The organism is Neobacillus sp. YX16, from assembly GCF_030123505.1.
Classification (GTDB): Bacteria; Bacillota; Bacilli; order Bacillales; family Cytobacillaceae; genus Neobacillus.
The window spans coordinates 2,907,934-2,925,785 of record NZ_CP126115.1; the positions used below are offsets into that span (position 1 = coordinate 2,907,934).

The following is a 17,852-nucleotide window of genomic DNA, read 5'->3' on the forward strand; positions in this document are numbered from 1 at the left end:
GTTAATAAGGTTTAGGTATTCCTAATAAAGAAACTCACCAATTATTGAGGGTTTTGCTTTTTTATATCCCAATAACGATGTCAAAACGAATACCGTTTCTGTACTTATTTTAGAAAAGCATCTCAAAACGGAGGCCTTTATGCTTGGCACATGCCGTTTTTAGACTACAAAATTAAGAGCAATCATCGAAAAGCAGAAATCCTGCAAAATAAATTCACTTTTGCAGGTATTCTGCTTTTTATTGAAGACTACATTTGAATAGGTTGTTCTGTTGATTCTGACATTCTTTGTTTCTTTGATTTTTTAAAATACAATAATTCATACACACATGGGATGACGATCAACGTCAATAGGGTAGCAAGCGCCAGCCCGCCAATCACGACAACGGCCAAGCTTTGAGATACCAAGCTTCCGGTCTGAGATGCTTTAAACAAGAGTGGAATCATCGCACATATCGTTGCGATGGCAGTCATCATAATCGGCCTCATTCTGGTAGCCGTCGCTTCCACAATCGCTTCGCGAATACTCATTTTTTCTTCATTTTGTCTAACACGATCAATTAAAACAATCGCATTGGTTACAACAATTCCTATCAGCATAAGCGCTCCAAGCAGGGCGGTGATATCAACGGAAATCCGGCTGATTAAGATTCCTAAAATCGCACCGATGGCTGCTAGAGGGAGGGACGTTAAGATCGCAATTGGCGCTTTAATCGACTTAAATGTAATGACCATAATTAAGAACACAATTCCGATGGAAACAAGCATTGTTAAGAAAAGGTCCGTAAAATCCTCCATTTGCTGGGCACTTGCTCCACCAACAAGAACTTCTACATCTTCTGGGAAATCCATTCCTTTATTATCTTTTTTGTCACCGAATATTTCTAAATTAATCTTGGTTGAAATTTCAGAGAGCTTAGCAGGATCGACGGACGCTATGACACGAAGGTAGGTTTCTCCATCTTTATGGAATTGGCTGGTTGAGCTCTCAGCCACTTTTAAGGCTGCCACCTCAGAAACGGGAACCATTCCACTTTCGGTCATAATGGAAATATTTTTCAAGTCGTCTTCTGTTTTTGTGTTAAGTAAAGGTTCAAGAACAACGGTCGTTTGTTTTTCATTTAACATAATCGAACCAATTGGTGTTTGATTTAACAAGACACCGAGCTGCTGTGCAATTTGCTGTGTATTGCCTTTTGCAGGATCTACTACTAAAGAGTAGACAGTTTTCTTTTCATCCTGATTCGTTGTTACCTTTTCAACACCGTCAATTTCCGATACTTTTTCTTTAATATTGTTTGCGGTTTGTTCCAGCTGATTGATATCCTCACCAATCACATCGATCGTAATCGTGGTGCCAGCTCCCCCCATCATAAACGAAGCAGTGGAAACTTCTAATACAGCATCCTCATAGTCGTCTTTTTTCTTTTCAATTTCTTTTAAAACCTTATCTGTATCATCTTTATCTTTTAATAGTATGCTGATGACCGCCTCGGTTGGGGAACCGATTTGGCCAAATTGAGCGAAATCAGCTGAAGACCCGACTTGGTTAAAAACATATTCAACTTCATCCATTTCAGAGATCGAATTTTCAAGCTGTATTGCCTTTTCTTTGACCGTTTCAAAAGGTGTTTCATTTGGATATTTCAAGGTCGCTGAAACAAAGTCGGCAGAAGAATTGTCAACGGCACCCTTCGGTACAACAAAATAAGCACCAATCGATCCAGCAAACAAAAGGATAGAAATCGTAAACACAATCCATTTATGATTCAAAGACCATTTGACCGCTTTTGGAAAGCGCACTGCGGGTTTATGTTCCGGAAGTTTGGTATTTTTCAACAATCCTGCACTCATCAACGGTACCAAGGTTAATGCAACCAAAAGCGAGGCGAGAAGGGAATAGGTAACCGTTAAGGCAAATGGTAAGAGAAATTCTTGAAGTCCTCCATTTAATAAACTCATTGGCAAGAAAACCGCGACCGTTGTTAACGTAGAGGCCGTAATCGCAACACCCACTTGTTTCGTTGCATCAATCACCATTTGAACGGAGAATTTCTCTGTTTGCATTTTACGGTAAATATTTTCAATGACCACGATACTGTCGTCCACAAGCCGCCCAACGGCAACCGCAACTCCGCCGAGGGTTAAGATATTTAACGTTACCCCGGAACGTGACAGTAAGAACAAGGTAAAACATAGGGATAGCGGGATGGAAACAATCGTAATAAACGTTGTTCGGATATTCCGTAAAAATATCATAATCACAATAGTAGCAAATAATGCGCCAAGAAGGACTTCTTTCATCATCGTTTGAACCGATGTTTCAACCATATCAGCTGAGGCGACATAGATCGTAGATTCTTGTGAATCGTATTTTTTGTTAATTTCCTTTGTTACTTTTTCGATTTCTTTACTTATGGTTACTGCATTTGAATGGCTGTCCTTCGTAATACTGATGCTTAATGCTTCCTTTCCGTCAAAACGGTTAAGAAAATTGGATTGTTTTGTTTCCTCAATTGAGGAGATATCCTCAAGCGTTACATTTGGAGCGACTGGCAGGCTTTTTAGTTTTTCGAGACTCGATAAGTCGCCAATCACCTTAATATTGCTTGTTTTTCCGTCAATATTCTTTTCACCGATGGCAAGAGCGGTGTTTTGGCCTTGAAGAATTCCCAGTACACTCTGAAGAGATATCTGGTTTTGTGCTAACTTTTGATTGTCAATCTTTACTGAGATAACAGGATCAACCAAACCATAAGTTTGAACCTGGGAAACACCGTCAATATCTTTGTACAGTGGTTCAATTTTTTCTTTTATTAATTCTAGGTTTTCTGTGGTGAGGCCATCTTTAAAGGTTACCGCGATGTTGGATATGGGAATCATGGAGGTATTTAGCTGCGAAATAATTGGCTTTGATATGTTAGCTGGTAATGGCACATTCGATAAAGCCTCTTGAACATCTAATTTAGCCTGTTTCATATCGGAACCAGCTTCAAAAAATAAATCAACCTTTGAAAAGCCGTCTCCCGTTGTGGAATAAACCGAGTTTTTTCCTTTAATCCCGGTAACCGCCCGCTCGATTGGAGAAGTGACATCATTTTCCATTGTTTTTGAATCGGTTCCTTGGCCCAGCGTAATAATAGTTACTTGCGGATTGTCTGCTGACGGCAAAAACTCCATGGGTAATCTAAAATAACTAACAATCCCAATGATTAATACTAATACCGTTATCAATGAGACGGCGGCTTTGTTCTGAAAAGCCCATTTCGTGAAAACTGACATAGGTAAAATCTCCCCTTTGAAATAGATATAAAGTCCAAGTAGAATCGTAACACAATTTTTTAAAAATTTCCGTTATTTACCATAAAATTTCAAGTAATTTACAATCTCTTCATAAAATCAGATGATAACTTTGACCAACACCGCCTTTTTTCAATAAAAATAAATTGTGCTTTTTACTATAGTGTCATCTTTGCTCGTGCTACCTAAATATCCCATATTTGCCCTGATTTGAGGAGACTGAATTTTTTCTACGACTTAAGTCTTACGGAATGCTACCAAAAAAGCTGGATGTTAAAGAAGGGTTTGCAATACCTTGGGCCAGTCATGTTTGAAGTAAAAGCATTATATCCGAATAAAGGAAAAAGAAGCGTTACTAAGACGCTTCAAATGATCAACAGTGGCTAATAATTTTTCATTAAAGAAAGTTCGGAGTAGTGAACTAGGAGAATATTGTAATGAGAATATGAATCTTGGATTTCACAATAATCTGAGGAGTATCGGTGAAGAAGAATATATTTCTTACCCTTGTACTGAACGAATTGTTTTTTCAAGTAGAACACTCCTTTTAATGGACTTTATTGTCTATGTACGATTAATTTTCAAGTAACGGCTCCACCTACGCCAAATACCATGATAGCCACACATGCTATCCCCACTGATAATAGAATAATAAATCATTGTTAAGAGGCTGCTTTGTAGATGTTAAGGTTCTGTAAATTTTTTTATTAAAATTCCGGGTAAAGAATAGTCGATTATACTCCATTTTCGTATAACAACTTGTATGGAGATCATCTTGAGTGGTGTCATGTGTTGTCAATGGGTCATAGTCTAATCCTGGGACAATCGTGGAACATAGTATGAGATTGTGGTTATTTATATAAGAGAAATAACCATTTCATTTGTAAATAAGAATGATAAGAATAAACAACCTGGGTGGGGGAATGGATCAAAATGAATAGACAAAATCAATACCGTGAAGATTTGTTGGAATGGTGTCATGAAACAGCTAAAAGTTTATGTGAACAATTGGAACTGCTATATAGAGAATCAAATGCTTATCAAGAAGAGATTGAAGTCGATTCTGTAAATCGTTTCGAAACGGAGGAACAAATCCAAATCGAGGAAGAATATTTGGAAACAAATGCTTTTCAAGACGAGATGGAGATTGAATCTGACCAATATATCGATACGGAGGAACTTAACCAATACCGATTGGATTTATTGGAATGGTGTAATATCCTCTATTCAAATTGGAATAGAACGAAACTGAGGTTATCAAACGTGGTCGATCACGAAAGCTTAGAGGGATGGGAAGGAATGTGCTCTCGTTTAAAAGAGAAATTACAGGAAGGTCTGTCATTAGACTACGAAGACTATGAGACAGCTTCTACCTTGTATGAACAGTGGGAAAGGTTTCTTGAGGAATCGTAGAACGTGGGGACGGTTCTGATGGCTTTTTTATTCCACCATGAGAAACCCTCCGTGGCTCATATCCCTAAATTACTGGTAAATAATTAATTGGAATATAAATAAATAATCTAGGAGTGACGTTTTTCCTTTGATTTGAGAGGAAGGTCCAAGTAACAGAGGGAATATCAACAAAAATAAACGCGATTAGCCTCAGCTAACCGCGTGTTCCTTTATATATTTTCCTGCTTTAGGCTCTCGATGATGTTTTCATTTTTTATTTTTGAAATCGAATAGAGCATGGCCGAACCTACAATTAGGAAAATTACAACTATAACAAATAGAATGCTCATCCAGGGAAGCTGAAATCCGTATTCAAAGGTGAATCCAGCGGAGCGGTGAATGCCAAACATAACGAGGACACTGATGGGCAGTCCGTAGAGTAGGGCATTCACTCCATAAAATATACTTTCATATTGGACCATTTTGTTAAATCCTTTTGGGGTCATGCCCACCGATCGCAGCATTGCAAATTCCCGTTTTCTGAGTGAAATGCTGGTTGAGATGGTATTAAAGATGTTGGCGATCGAGATGAAGGAAATCAGCGTGATGAACCCATAGGTAAATACCGACATGAGCATAATCAACTGTTCATCTTGTTGTCGCTGCTGGTAGACATTGAATACATGTATGTTCGAATCTTTTCGGTCTTCAATTGCCGTTTGGGTGGCCATTGGGTCTGAACTATTGAGGTACACATAAGGAGTCACCTCTATTTCAGTTTTCGATAACAAGGAATCCATTGTGGCATGTGGGAGGATAAGGTTAACACCGCCGACCGCAACAGTTTCAATGCCCATTGGCACTTTGGAAGTTAGTGCGCCAATTTCCACGCTGCCAACTACTTCTAGTTCCGGTTGTTCATTTTCCATATCCCCTATAGGCATCGTCAATAAGTCGATTTTCTTCCCAACCTCTGACTCAATCGATTTTGTTTCGATAAATTTTCCCGTTCCGCCATCCTCATAGGTAATTTGGTCAATGATAATGGCTTTTGGTGTTTCTTGTTTCGTAAAACCTTCCACATCGACGCCGACTTCTTTTGCATAGGCTTCAAAACCTTTTTGATCCAACCCATGTAGCATCACATAATAATGAAACTTTCCATCTTCAGCGTGTAGTTGATTTTTCAGTTGAGCTGGTACTTCTTCCGGATCGAGCTTTGCCTCTAAATTAGCTTCCTCGATGACGATCGATTTGGTGACATGATCGAGCTTTGTGTAGTCGGTCAAGTCTTCCTTCTCCACTTGGGTGCTGAAAATTTGTATATCATACTTCAAATCAGATTGCGACATGGTCAGAGATTTCTTCAAATTGTCGGTAAAATAGGTGACAGATAAGAACAGGACAATGCTAATCACCAGAGAAAACACGGTTGCCAAGTACTTCTTCTTATTCCTTTTGACATTCTTCAACCCAATTTCGGCTTCAAGCCCAAAGATTTTTCGGACAAGCTTTGAAGTTTTCACGGTTTTCCCCGTTAACTTGATTTCATGGGTTTGTCGGATCGCATCAATTGCTGAAACCTTTGAAGCCCTTTGCGCAGGGATATAGGTAGAGATAAAAATTGTCAAAATCGAAATCCCGCAGGCAATGAGAATCGAAGCAGGTGTGACTATTAAAGCAAGCTTCTCGGAAACCCCAATTGCCACTTCTAAATTTCGGTTGATAAAAACAAAGGTGATTCCAAGCCCCGCTAGACCGGCAAGAATCCCAATCGGAATACTAATCGCTCCAATCACGGATCCTTCAAAAAAGACAGAATTTCGCTTTTGCTTTTTGGTTGCTCCAACGCTTGAAAGCATCCCTAAATGTCTTGTCCGCTCGGATACACTAATCGAGAAGGCATTATAAATCAAAGCCACGGAGCCAATGATGATGACGCTCATAATGATAGCAGCTAAGGAATAAAGGGTCTTGTGTAATTGAACATTATTCGTTACTCCATAGTAACGAAGCAATTCACTATTAAAATTTACTGCCTCGATTCCCTGTGTAGCAGCCAAGCTTTTTGCTTTTTTATAGAGGGAACGGTCTATTTCCGTTAGCACCACAAAAGCATCGACGGTATCGATTTTCCTTACGGATGTTTCGTCGATATAGCCAATCACGGTGTAACCAGGTGACCATGTCGGTTCCCAAGAAGGGCGTTCAATCGTCCCGACAATGGTTAGGGTTTTGGTTTCGTTGGTTCGCAGCTCTTCAATGAGCGTGTCTTCGTCCCGTTCGAGAGCGTTATTCTGCGTTAGTAACTTTCCGTTTGCTTTGTTCCAACGCTCACCGATATCTACCGTGAGTTGGTCCCCGATTTTGTAATCGACCCTTGCATTTTTGATAACCGCTTCTGAAATTGCAATCTCGTTTTCATTGTGAGGAAGTCTTCCCTCAATCACTTCCATTGGAAATTGCTTCATACCCGCTGCATTGTAGTTTTGAAAAAATAAATATGGTTTATTCTGATTTTCTGATTCTACTAGAGACGCATAGCCATCGCTCGAGAGGACCATGGTTTTCGTTTCGATGTCCTTTTCAATGGCTTCGATTTGGTCTAAGGTGACATCTTTATACTGAACATGCCATTCTCCATGTTTGGCGATATTCTGGCGAATCAGTAGGTCTAAAAAGGAATAACCAAGCGTGGTAACCGCGGTGATCATCGCCACCGAAATAATGACACCAATTATCGTTACAAGTGATCGGCGTTTGTTCTCTTTCAAATGCCTTATCGTGACTTTATGGATAATGTTCATGGACGAAGCACCTCATCCTTGGCGACCTTGCCATCTTCAATGGAAATAATGCGGTCTGCTTGAAGGGCGATACGCTCATCATGGGTAATGACAATCAGTGTCTGATTGTAGGTTTTGTTAAACATCTTGAGCAGTTCCATAATGTCCTTACTATTTTTACTATCGAGATTGCCTGTCGGCTCATCGGCAAGCATGATTGCAGGATTGCTGATCAACGCTCGTCCAATCGAGACGCGTTGCTGCTGGCCGCCTGAAAGCTGGTTGGGCAGGTGGGAAAGTCGTGGGTTCAAACCTAAAATGTCAACAACTCTTTTAAAATGGCTGGGATCCACCTTTTGCTCATCCAAGAGCATAGGCAGAGTGATATTTTCTTCCACTGTTAAGATGGGAATCAAATTATAAAATTGATAAATCAAGCCGATTTGCCTGCGTCTAAAAATCGCCAGTTGTGTTTCATTTAAATTATAAATATCGGTTTGATCAATGAGGACCTTTCCGCTCGTGGGCCGGTCAACTCCACCGAGTAAATGAAGCAGCGTTGATTTTCCCGAACCAGACGGCCCGATAATGCAAACAAATTCGCCTTTTTTCACCGAAAAGGATACATTATCAAGCGCATTAACCGCAGTTTCACCTTTGCCATACACCTTTGAAAGATTTTTTACTTCTACTATATTCATAAGAAAACCTCCATTATTTCATTGTCTTGAGGTTAGTATATCGAGTCAATATGACTTTAAAGTGACTCTTAAGTGACAATTTATTCACCTTAGGAAGGAGAGTAGGTCCATGAAAATAAAAAGAAGCAGGCAATCTAAATTACCTGCTTGTAAAACTTTATCTGAAAACTGGTGCCAACTCCGGGTTGACTCTTCACTTCGATATCGCCATGTTGACTAGTGATGATGCTATTCGCCATAGCGAGTCCGATACCGACGCTATCGTCACCCGCATTTTTCCCTTTGTAAAACCGTCGGAATATGTAAGGAAGGTCATCCTTTGCGATGCCTTTCCCGTTGTCCGAAATAGTGATTTCCGTAAATAAAGCATTCTCGGAAAATTTGATGAAGATTTCGCCGCCTTCGGACGTGTGCTCGACACCGTTTTTGATGATATTGATGAGTGCTTCTGTAGTCCAATTAAAGTCACCAATAAAGGCTGCATGCTCATTTCCATCGATCTTTATAGTTTGCATTTTAATATCCATGGGAATCAATAGCGGACCTGTGGCAGCTTGAATGAGGGGAGCGACCAGGACCTTTTCCTTTTTAAAGAAAGCCGTACCGGCATCGATTTTCGAAAGCTTTAATAAGGAAGAAACCAGCCATTCCATACGTTCGAGCTGTACTTGAAGATTCCGAGTGAATTCTGCTCGTTTTCCATCCTCCAATCGTTTGTCACCTAACAAATCAGCCATGACAATCATCGAGGTAAGAGGTGTTTTTATTTGGTGAGAGATATCTGAAATAGCATTAGTCAGTTTTGCTTTATCTTCATGTAAAACGGCTCCCTGCTGATAAAGAATTCTTGTCATTTTATAAATATCACTTTTTAAGAGGCTCAGCTCACCTTCTGAATTATCACGGACGTCTAAATGGAAGTCGCCGCTGCTAATTTGTTTTAAATAGCCTGATAGTCTTTCAATTTCACGGTAACGCCATTTCGTGAAAATCAAGCTGCTGCTAATCAGTAAAATCGATACTCCCAGCATCAAACCGGCCGCAAGCATTGATACGAATAGGGCCGCAACCGTAAATCCGATGACACTTATCGAAAGAAGAAGGGTGAGGAGGATTCGAACTTCTCGATTACGAAGCAACTCAATCACCAACCTTATAGCCCATGCCTCGAACAGTTTTTAATATCGTTGGATTCCCAGGGTCATCCTCAAGCTTTTCACGTAATCGTTTAATATAGACGGTCAAGGTGTTATCATTGACGAAATCACCGGCGACATCCCAAATTCGGTCTAGCAGTTGTGCTCTTGTGAGAACTTGACCAATATGAGTGGCGAATAAGAGGAGGAGCCGATATTCTAAGGCTGTTAACAGTATTTCTTGGCCATTTTTGTAGACTTGTCCTTCTAATGTGTTGATCTGAATATTTTCGAGATCAATGGTGTTTTTCGGCTGGGAATGGCGATGGTAGCGGCGGTGTACCGTTTTGATCCTTGAAACCAACTCACGAATTCGAAAGGGCTTTGTAATATAATCATCAGCCCCCATATCAAGCCCCATAACGACATTCACTTCATCGTCAAAAGCGGTTAAAAAAATGACAGGGGTATCGCGTTTTTGTTTCACATGCTTACACAAGTCATAACCGCTTCCATCAGGTAAGGACAAGTCAAATAAGCATAAATCGATTTCTTCGATTCTATGATTCAGTACTTCTATAGCTGTGGCTGCCTGATGACAAAGCACAATTTCATAGCCCTCTTGCTTCAAGGAATACTCCAATCCCGAAGCAATCGTTCGGTCATCTTCCACCACTAAAATTTTCATTTGCGTTCATCCTAACTTAGCGTTTTCTTTTATCTTATTGGAACATTGGGCTACCGTCAAAAAATATCGTGTGGCGCAGTTTTTCGTGCGAACAGGGCAGGTTGCTCTATAGCTTACATGAAAGGGCATGTGAGTGAATAGGATTACCTGTAAAGCATCAGACATTAGTCAGTTGAGGAGGATTTAGTATGGAGTGGTATATCTGGTTCGCTGTTTTGATTGCTGTTATTATCATTTTGTTTAAATCATCTAAAAGGAAGTAAATCTGCAGAATAGGTGCTTGAAAGCATTTGTATATAAGGGTAAAAAAATAAGTGTGCAGTGGAAAAGCCTCGTTTAGAGGATTAACACACCAATAATTGAACAAGGAATTGGCAGGACACCTTAATTAGTGAGCTGTTTACAACACGCTTGTAAATGAATTTTGACCAAAGGGATTATCTATTAATGGGATTAAATTGGAGGGAATAGAAAATGGATGTAAAGACACTTTTGTTACAACAATGGGCAAGCTGCTTAGATGAAGAAGACTGGTTTCCACCACTTGAAAAAGTGCTAGAGGATATTACTTTTGAACAGGCAATTTGGAAACCAGTTGAGGCAATGAATTCCATTTGGGAATTAGTTTGTCATTTACTTTTCTATGAAAAGAGATTTCTTGTGCGATTTCTTGGTGAAACAGCGAATGAACCACAGGCAGAAGATAATGAATCTACATTTCGATTACCAACTAAGACGTTTCAAAATTGGAAGGAAACAAAACAAGAATACTTTTATGTTCATCGTGAACTTGGAAAAATACTAGCAACAACAGAACAAGAAGATTTGTATAGACAGATCCCTGGAGAAGACCAATCATTAGTGCTTGAACTGAAGAGTTTAGCATTGCACGACGCATATCATATTGGGCAAATTGTTTTCCTAAGTAAAATGCAAGGAGCTTGGGCAGGGAAACGCAGCTTTTAAAAAGCTTCATTAGCTATACAGTTATTCCAATATAGGGGGCTTTAATGAATAAGAACGGGAATGTCCAAATCGGACGTTCCCATATTTTATACCTGAAAAACCACAATACAACTTAACAAAGCCTATTCAATAATTAGTGCATTGTAGCAAGGGGTACTTCTTGTTAACGGGGGCAGTAATATAGGAAGAATTTTCTTCAAAATTGCCCGAAAAATGGTATCGATTAAAAAAGATGCTAGTAACCTTTCACAAATAGCAAGGTTACTAGCATCTTTTTTAATGTCTAGTAAATTTGTATTTTCTCAAAGAAATAAATAAGAAGATCCCAAGAGAAACAATGGTCCACATGAGTGAAATCGCCGGGTCGATATTTCTGCCAACAAATAAGGATGGGATGTCACCAAAGGCAGAGTCATCCATCGTGATGAACCACCCCAATAGCATATTATTTGCTGCGTGCGCTCCAATCGACAATTCGGCACTGTTTGTTTTTGCAGTGATATAACACCAAATGAATCCAGTTACCAAATAATTTGCTCCAACCAAAATGGGGGAATATCCCATTTCAGGATTGGTGAAATGGAGCGCGCCAAAAATCGAGCCTACAATAAGAGATAAAAGAAAAGGAATGCGAATCCATTTTCCTAACAATTGCAAGAGATATCCTCTAAAAAATAATTCCTCACAGGTCGTTTGAAGGGGAGTAAATACCAGTACGAGCACAAATAACAACAAAAAATCAGAAACCCTGACATCGTTTAATAAGTAATCCCCAGGGTTTAACAGGGAATCGATGATGGACGTCAGACCCAGGATGACAAAGTAAGTAATAAATCCATAGCCTATTCTCTTCCAATCTATTTTTCTATTGGGCGTAATGAGCGATGTGAATTTGCGTTTATGAATGAAACGAATTGTGACAAAAAGGCCCAAAAGCCAAAATATAAATTGTGAATTCATCAAGGCAAAATAAACTAACGGGTTAATTCCTACATAATCCTCTTTTTCAAAATCAAAATAGGTATTAGGGTTTCCGTCCGTATTAACGATCCATTCACTAATGATGAGATTAGGCAGCGCCCCAACAAAGATAAACAGAAGGATGACAATAAATGAAGATAAATACCGCTTCCAGCTATTCTTGCCTTCTTTTACTTTAATAAAATTCAATTACAGTACACCAACATTCTAGTAGTTTTGAAAAATACATACAAATTATTACACTATTGGTTAGATTAGTCAATTACTTAAAAGAACCACCGGATGTTATTTTTATATAGTTTGCTTAATAAGAAGGCAGGCGGCCCTGCAACCACCATTTGCTACCCATGCTGTCGTGTTAAAATTTACTGACGGTACTTTTCTAGACATCTATTCTCAATAACCAATAAAACATCAACAAACTAGCTGGAAGGTTAATAGTTTGAAAACCATAGTGTGCGTTAACCCAAAAAGGATAAACGCTCTTTTTTCTGAAATCTATTATCGACAAACATTCTGCTCTTAATCGAAGGGACAGAATGAACATATTCATATCATTGTTCGAACGCCATTAGGATGGAATATAAAATAGATCAATTGATTACAAAAAGGAAAAGAAAAAGAAGCACTTTCACTTAAAAGGCGGAGAGTTTAAAGGCATCACCTTTTTTATTTGATCATTATTTGAGGGAAATCTTTTAATATTGGTATATAGTTCTCAAGATTCCCTTGATTTTTAGAGTAAGAGAATGGAATAGCCACACTAACATGATTCTAAAATTCTAATGGTTAGTAGAAAAGCAGGATTTATACCCTTATTTGTAGAAATATGTACTTTGAGGGTAAATTGAGATAAAATGTTGTGCTGAAAACGGTTTTCAATTGTAGATGTATACTTAGTTCAATAAGATGAATGATATAATCGATTCTGTGCTTATCAACTTATAATCCATTGATTCAGGAGTAAAAACTTTGAAAAATCTATCGATTAATCAGAAAAAATGGTGGTTATCTGCTCATATTTTATTTTCTGCAATCTGGTTAGGAGTTACTGTAACCTTTTTAATCCTGTCTATTAGTGTTTTAATGACTAATGATAGTCAGGTAATAAAAGCCTACTATACTAGTATGCTTCAAATGGAACAAACTGCGGGTAGAGCGTCACTTATTGGAACGGTTATTACCGGTCTTATTCTTTCTCTCTTTACAAAATGGGGGTTATTTAAATTTTATTGGATAATTACAAAAGAAATCCTGACATTCATTTGTATGGTTTTAGGATTTATCTGTATTTATTATTGGACTATAAATGGTATTCATCTTTCAGAACAATCTATCAGTGATCAATTCATTGCAAATCATTATCAACTCATGGTTTGGATTATAATACAAGTAATTCTATTGGCAATACTTTTTATTATATCTGTATTCAAACCTTGGGGGAAAAGAATGAAAAGACAATGAGAAAAGTGGAAAATATCAAGAACTGGCTGCCAAAACGGTGGCCTTTTTCTTCTTCAAGTAACGGACAGGGACAGAAATAAAAAGAGGTGGCTGGAGTGAAGAAAAAAAGATTCGTTATACTAATACTGTTGTAAATTTTCACCCCATTCAACAAAAGTCAGGAAAATATCGACTTCCTTGGTATGTTAATGATAAAGCTAATGCAGACAGAAGTGTCATCATAGGGTGAGTAAGATAATTCTATATTCGAGGATGTGTGATAACGTGAAAGCAAAAGCGAAATATAATACCTGGATACGAATTTACAAACTACTTATTTTTTGGGTTATTTCACTAACTCTTCTCTTGGTAACCGTATTACCTGTTCATTTATTTCTTCGAGTCTTTTCAGGAATTATAGCGTTGCCTTTTATTTATATATCATTTATTCTATCTTATTCTATTTACCAATTCGCAGCCATCGGGGGGAACTATCAGTCTAAAATACATGATTTACTTGTAGCCAAGGTGAATGGGGATGGGGATGGCAAAGGAAGAATACTTGATATCGGAACTGGAAGTGGATCACTCATTATTAAATTGGCAAAGACCTTGCCTAAGTCCATTTTGACTGGAATTGATTATTGGGGTGAGAATTGGGAATATTCAAAAGCTCAATGCCAACAAAATGCTAAAATAGAAGGGGTCTCTGATCGGATTATTTTTCTGAAAGCTAATGCTGCAGAACTTCCGTTTAAAGATGATGAATTTGCTATCATTGTAAGTTGTCTAACATTCCATGAAGTAAAGACTAGAAAAAATAAAACAGAGGTAATAAAAGAGGCATTAAGGGTGTTAAAACCTGGTGGTGAATTTGTCTTCTTAGATTTGTTTATGGATAGAAAAATATTTGGAGATGAAAAAGAGCTCTTAAATGACTTAAAGAAGCATGTTGCAACTGTGAAAAACTACAAACTTGCTGAGGAAATGAAATTCCCCAAGCTCCTATTGAACAAAAAAGTACTAGGAAATGCAACGATTTTGAGTGGAAGGAAATAAGAGTATATTTTATTAATTATTTCTCAGTACGAAAGTTATTTTTTTGCCGTTTATTTTTAAACCGAAATATAGAATTTTTTTTCAGTCATTACAACGGGAACGGCTATTACAGCGTCCCAAAAATTAGTATGTAATGTAGGAAAATCCATTATTTCATCACTTTAAATTAATCATTACTGATAATATTTTTGTACTATTTATATATCTCATTTTCTAAAATAACTACATTTTCATTGAAAGTGGTACGACCGACTTGTTTGGTATTTTCAACTAACCGAAATATATTATCACAGCATTGTTTAGCACCAATCACTAATAAGGGTACACCTATAAAGTCCAATCCCAATCCTCTTGAGAAAAAACCACCTAATGACATAGCAATTGGGACAGTAGGGGATGTATTGGAGAAAACGATTTTTTCTTCAAAATGATATTTTCCTTGTAGAAGTAAAGTTAATTCTTTTAATGCAGGTACAACAAATTTGTTCCTTTTCCGTCCTATGGAATAAACTGAGTTTCCTTCTTCATCTGTTCCGTGAAAAATAATTTTTCCAAAATCCGATTTCGTTAATAGGTTAAAATAGTTTACCTGTAATATTTCTTCCGTGGTTAGTTTCCGTTCTGATTGAGGAAGTTGTTTTAAATGATAGGCGGCAGCCAAGGCCGTGGAATGTGTCCCTGCATAATCATTATAAATATAAATCATAGTAATCATCCTTTATCGTCAATGTCCTATTAATATGGGCATTTTTTCAATTTTAGATTCGAACATAAGGAAAAAGGACAATCATTTGGGGGGACGAGACGTTAAGACTCAAAAAAACAGCATTCTAAGGTGAAAAGATAAAGCAGGTAACAAAAAAATCGCCATTTCATCTTAAAGAAAAGATGCAGGTCATTGAAAGAAGGAGTTTGGTAAAAAATGGTTAATATCCAATTAAGTATAATAAGCCAATCTTTACACGTCAAGGATTCGGCGTTCATCATTATTATAATAATGGGTCAACAGGTGCAATATGGCCAGGCGGCCTGATACGGGGAATCCAGGGTGCTTAATTTATTTATCATCAGCACTTGTCCCATTCAGTTTAATTCTGTGTGCATAAGTTAATATTAAGCCCGCCAAGCCAATATATCTACCTACCTCAGAAGAGGCGTTTGCATTATTTTGCAGACGCTTTTTTATTTTTAGAAATTGTTTTGTCCTAAACATGATGTATGTCCAATCAACCCTTATCTTAAAAAATATACATAAGGAGAAATAGCTTTTGTCCGATTGGTGGTGAAAATATGGGTTGGTTCGGCGGATACGGTGGATATAACGGCGGTTATGGATACGGCTGTGGCTATGGCGGCAGCAGCTTTGTATTAATCGTTGTATTGTTCATTCTTCTGATTATTGTAGGAGCTACAACTTTGCACTAAATTGTATGGAACAAAGGGCAGATTAAGTTATTCTGTCCCTTTGTCACATAGACTTCTGAAATGAATGGAGGATGATTATACATGGGTTTTTTTCGTGATGATTTTAGAAGAGATCGATTTTTTCGTGACGATTTTAGAAGAAGACGATTATTCCCCTTTGAATTCTTATTTTTCCCCTTTTCCCCCTTTGAATTCAAAAGAGAAAGAAGAAGAAGACGCAGATTCTAATTAACAAATGATTAAAAAATATTTCCATGGGCCTGCGGGCCTTCTTTGCTTAAATAGAATCGATCACATACATATTACGAAGAAATGATAGAAATGCTTGTAGGCTTGTCAGAATCGAAGGAATTAAAAGATTATATAGTCGTAATAGCGTTTAAGTACATTTCTTAACAAACTTATTAATAAGCCTTTCCCTAAAATAACAAACGCATCAAATTAATTGACTTGATGCGTTTTTAACTGAATAGTCGCCTGTTTTTTTTGCGAAGTCGAGACCGTTCTAATTACTAATCATCATTTAGTTCACCTTAACATGTAAATCAGTCCACGAAATTGAGTGAGTTCTTGCTCATCAAACCCTACACAAATTATTTTAAAATATATAGCTCTTCTTGAGAATAATCACGTGTCTGGCTAATGTCTAAGTTTTCAAATTTGATAAAAGCCCCTTTGAATTCGTATAAAGGGTTCACTTTAGAGGTGCATGACCTCGTTTTACCTAAGCAAATGTCAGAGAAATTGGCAACAAAAAAACATAGAAAAGAGTGCTCATTTGAATAAAAATGGCACTCTTTTTTTACTTTGGCTGTTTGGTAAACTTTGTGTTAGTTATTCCGCTTTAGTGATTGAGGACAGTTTTACCGACTTCAAGGCGGTTTTTGTCCTCAAGAACAGTCATTAAGGACAGTTTTATCGATTTCATGGCAAGTTTTGTCCTCAAGAGCAGTCATTGAGGACAGTTTTACCGTTTTCATGGAAAGTTTTGTCTTCAAGAGCAGTCATTAAGGACAGTATTATCGATTTCATGGAAAGTTTTGTCCTCAAGAGCAGTCATTGAGGACAGTTTTACCGATTTCAAGGCGGGTTTTGTCCTCAAGAGCAGTCATTAAGGACAGTATTATCGATTTCATGGAAAGTTTTGTCCTCAAGAGCAGTCATTGAGGACAGTTTTACCGATTTCAAGGCGGGTTTTGTCCTCAAGAGCAGTCATTAAGGACAGTTTTATCGATTTCATGGCAAGTTTTGTCCTCAAGAGCGAGTAAATTGACACTCGTTTTGGTAATAGAAATAACATATAATTTGTCACCAATTTTTCTTGTACAATAAGTATTGTCATTTGATATTGAACTTATTTTTTTATACTGTCAATTCTTCTTTCAATCAACCTAAACCCTTGATACGATAACAAAAATGGCATACGCCAATTCGTATGCCATTTCGTGCACCCTTTAAGTGAACCCTTTAGAATTCGTAATAAGGGCTTTTTTGACGAAAATTTTTATTGACATGTGAAGCTAATCGGTAATACTATATACTAGTAGTCAGTAATACTAAATATCTGTAACACAAAATACCTGTGTTACAGAGTACTGAAAAAATATAAGTAAAATATAAATGGAGGGAAAGAATGGAAAACATCACGGAAATGCTGAAAGGGGTGCTTGAAGGTTGTGTGCTTGAAATCATCAGCCGCGGCGAAACTTACGGCTATGAAATCACGCAACAGCTGCGAGAACTTGGCTTCACTGATGTGGTTGAAGGCACAGTTTATACGATTACCATGCGTCTTGAGAAAAACAATCTGGTGGACATCGAGAAAAAGCCATCCACAATGGGACCGCCGAGAAAATTTTACACACTCAACGCAGCAGGTCAAGAGCAGCTTGAAATTTTTTGGAAAAAATGGGATTTCATCTCAAGTAAAATTAACGAACTTAAGACTAAAATAAAATTAAAAGGAGAGAAGTAAA

Annotated in this window: 14 protein-coding genes; 7 read left to right on the forward strand and 7 right to left on the reverse strand. The window is 37.8% G+C overall.

Annotated elements, in window-relative coordinates; genetic code table 11:
• Positions 1-248 precede the first annotated feature (248 nt).
• Positions 249-3,281 carry an efflux RND transporter permease subunit gene (locus tag QNH48_RS14000; RefSeq protein ID WP_283955452.1) on the reverse strand — a complete coding sequence of 1,011 codons (3,033 nt, stop codon included), beginning with the start codon at positions 3,279-3,281 and terminating at the stop codon, positions 249-251.
• 951 nt (positions 3,282-4,232) lie between these two features.
• Between QNH48_RS14000 and QNH48_RS14005 the strand changes: the two genes are divergently transcribed.
• On the forward strand, positions 4,233-4,712 hold the full coding sequence (locus QNH48_RS14005; protein ID WP_283955453.1) for a hypothetical protein: 480 nt from the start codon (positions 4,233-4,235) through the stop codon (positions 4,710-4,712).
• Positions 4,713-4,921: 209 nt separating this feature from the next.
• Here QNH48_RS14005 and QNH48_RS14010 read toward each other — a convergent pair whose 3' ends face one another.
• The 4 genes from QNH48_RS14010 to QNH48_RS14025 form a co-directional block, all read right to left on the reverse strand.
• Positions 4,922-7,498 carry an ABC transporter permease gene (locus tag QNH48_RS14010; protein WP_283955454.1) on the reverse strand — a complete coding sequence of 859 codons (2,577 nt, stop codon included), beginning with the start codon at positions 7,496-7,498 and terminating at the stop codon, positions 4,922-4,924.
• Complete coding sequence (locus tag QNH48_RS14015) at positions 7,495-8,178, reverse strand: ABC transporter ATP-binding protein (protein WP_283955455.1); 684 nt, start codon at positions 8,176-8,178, stop codon at positions 7,495-7,497. The genes QNH48_RS14010 and QNH48_RS14015 overlap by 4 nt, the downstream gene beginning before the upstream one ends.
• Before the next feature lie 134 nt (positions 8,179-8,312).
• Positions 8,313-9,317, reverse strand: coding sequence for a sensor histidine kinase (locus QNH48_RS14020; protein ID WP_283955456.1), 1,005 nt, complete (start codon positions 9,315-9,317; stop codon positions 8,313-8,315).
• Position 9,318: 1 nt separating this feature from the next.
• Entirely contained in the window at positions 9,319-10,002 is a 684-nt protein-coding gene (locus QNH48_RS14025; protein ID WP_283955457.1) for a response regulator transcription factor, read from the reverse strand.
• A 474-nt stretch (positions 10,003-10,476) separates the two neighbouring features.
• Here QNH48_RS14025 and QNH48_RS14030 point away from each other — a divergent pair, with 474 nt between their 5' ends.
• Positions 10,477-10,968, forward strand: coding sequence for a DinB family protein (locus QNH48_RS14030; RefSeq protein ID WP_283955458.1), 492 nt, complete (start codon positions 10,477-10,479; stop codon positions 10,966-10,968).
• 276 nt (positions 10,969-11,244) lie between these two features.
• Here the strand turns inward: QNH48_RS14030 and QNH48_RS14035 are convergent, their stop codons facing one another.
• Positions 11,245-12,138 carry a CPBP family intramembrane glutamic endopeptidase gene (locus QNH48_RS14035; protein WP_283955459.1) on the reverse strand — a complete coding sequence of 298 codons (894 nt, stop codon included), beginning with the start codon at positions 12,136-12,138 and terminating at the stop codon, positions 11,245-11,247.
• Positions 12,139-12,921: 783 nt separating this feature from the next.
• Here QNH48_RS14035 and QNH48_RS14040 point away from each other — a divergent pair.
• Together QNH48_RS14040 and QNH48_RS14045 are read left to right on the forward strand one after the other, a co-directional pair.
• Positions 12,922-13,413 (forward strand): hypothetical protein, encoded by a 492-nt coding sequence (locus QNH48_RS14040; RefSeq protein ID WP_283955460.1) that lies wholly within the window; start codon positions 12,922-12,924, stop codon positions 13,411-13,413.
• A gap of 252 nt (positions 13,414-13,665) precedes the next feature.
• Positions 13,666-14,451, forward strand: a complete 786-nt coding sequence (locus QNH48_RS14045; RefSeq protein ID WP_283955769.1) for a class I SAM-dependent methyltransferase — start codon at positions 13,666-13,668, stop codon at positions 14,449-14,451.
• 193 nt (positions 14,452-14,644) lie between these two features.
• On the opposite strand, the gene QNH48_RS14050 is transcribed toward QNH48_RS14045, so the two are convergent.
• Positions 14,645-15,157: a DUF3189 family protein gene (locus QNH48_RS14050; RefSeq protein ID WP_283955770.1), complete on the reverse strand. Its 513-nt coding sequence runs from the start codon at positions 15,155-15,157 to the stop codon at positions 14,645-14,647.
• Between the two features lie 584 nt (positions 15,158-15,741).
• Between QNH48_RS14050 and QNH48_RS14055 the strand changes: the two genes are divergently transcribed.
• From QNH48_RS14055 to QNH48_RS14065, 3 genes are all read left to right on the forward strand, one after another.
• Complete coding sequence (locus tag QNH48_RS14055; protein ID WP_283955461.1) at positions 15,742-15,876, forward strand: YjcZ family sporulation protein; 135 nt, start codon at positions 15,742-15,744, stop codon at positions 15,874-15,876.
• A 94-nt stretch (positions 15,877-15,970) separates the two neighbouring features.
• Positions 15,971-16,108 (forward strand): hypothetical protein, encoded by a 138-nt coding sequence (locus tag QNH48_RS14060; protein WP_283955462.1) that lies wholly within the window; start codon positions 15,971-15,973, stop codon positions 16,106-16,108.
• A 1,401-nt stretch (positions 16,109-17,509) separates the two neighbouring features.
• Positions 17,510-17,851, forward strand: a complete 342-nt coding sequence (locus QNH48_RS14065; RefSeq protein ID WP_283955463.1) for a PadR family transcriptional regulator — start codon at positions 17,510-17,512, stop codon at positions 17,849-17,851.
• Position 17,852 lies beyond the last annotated feature (1 nt).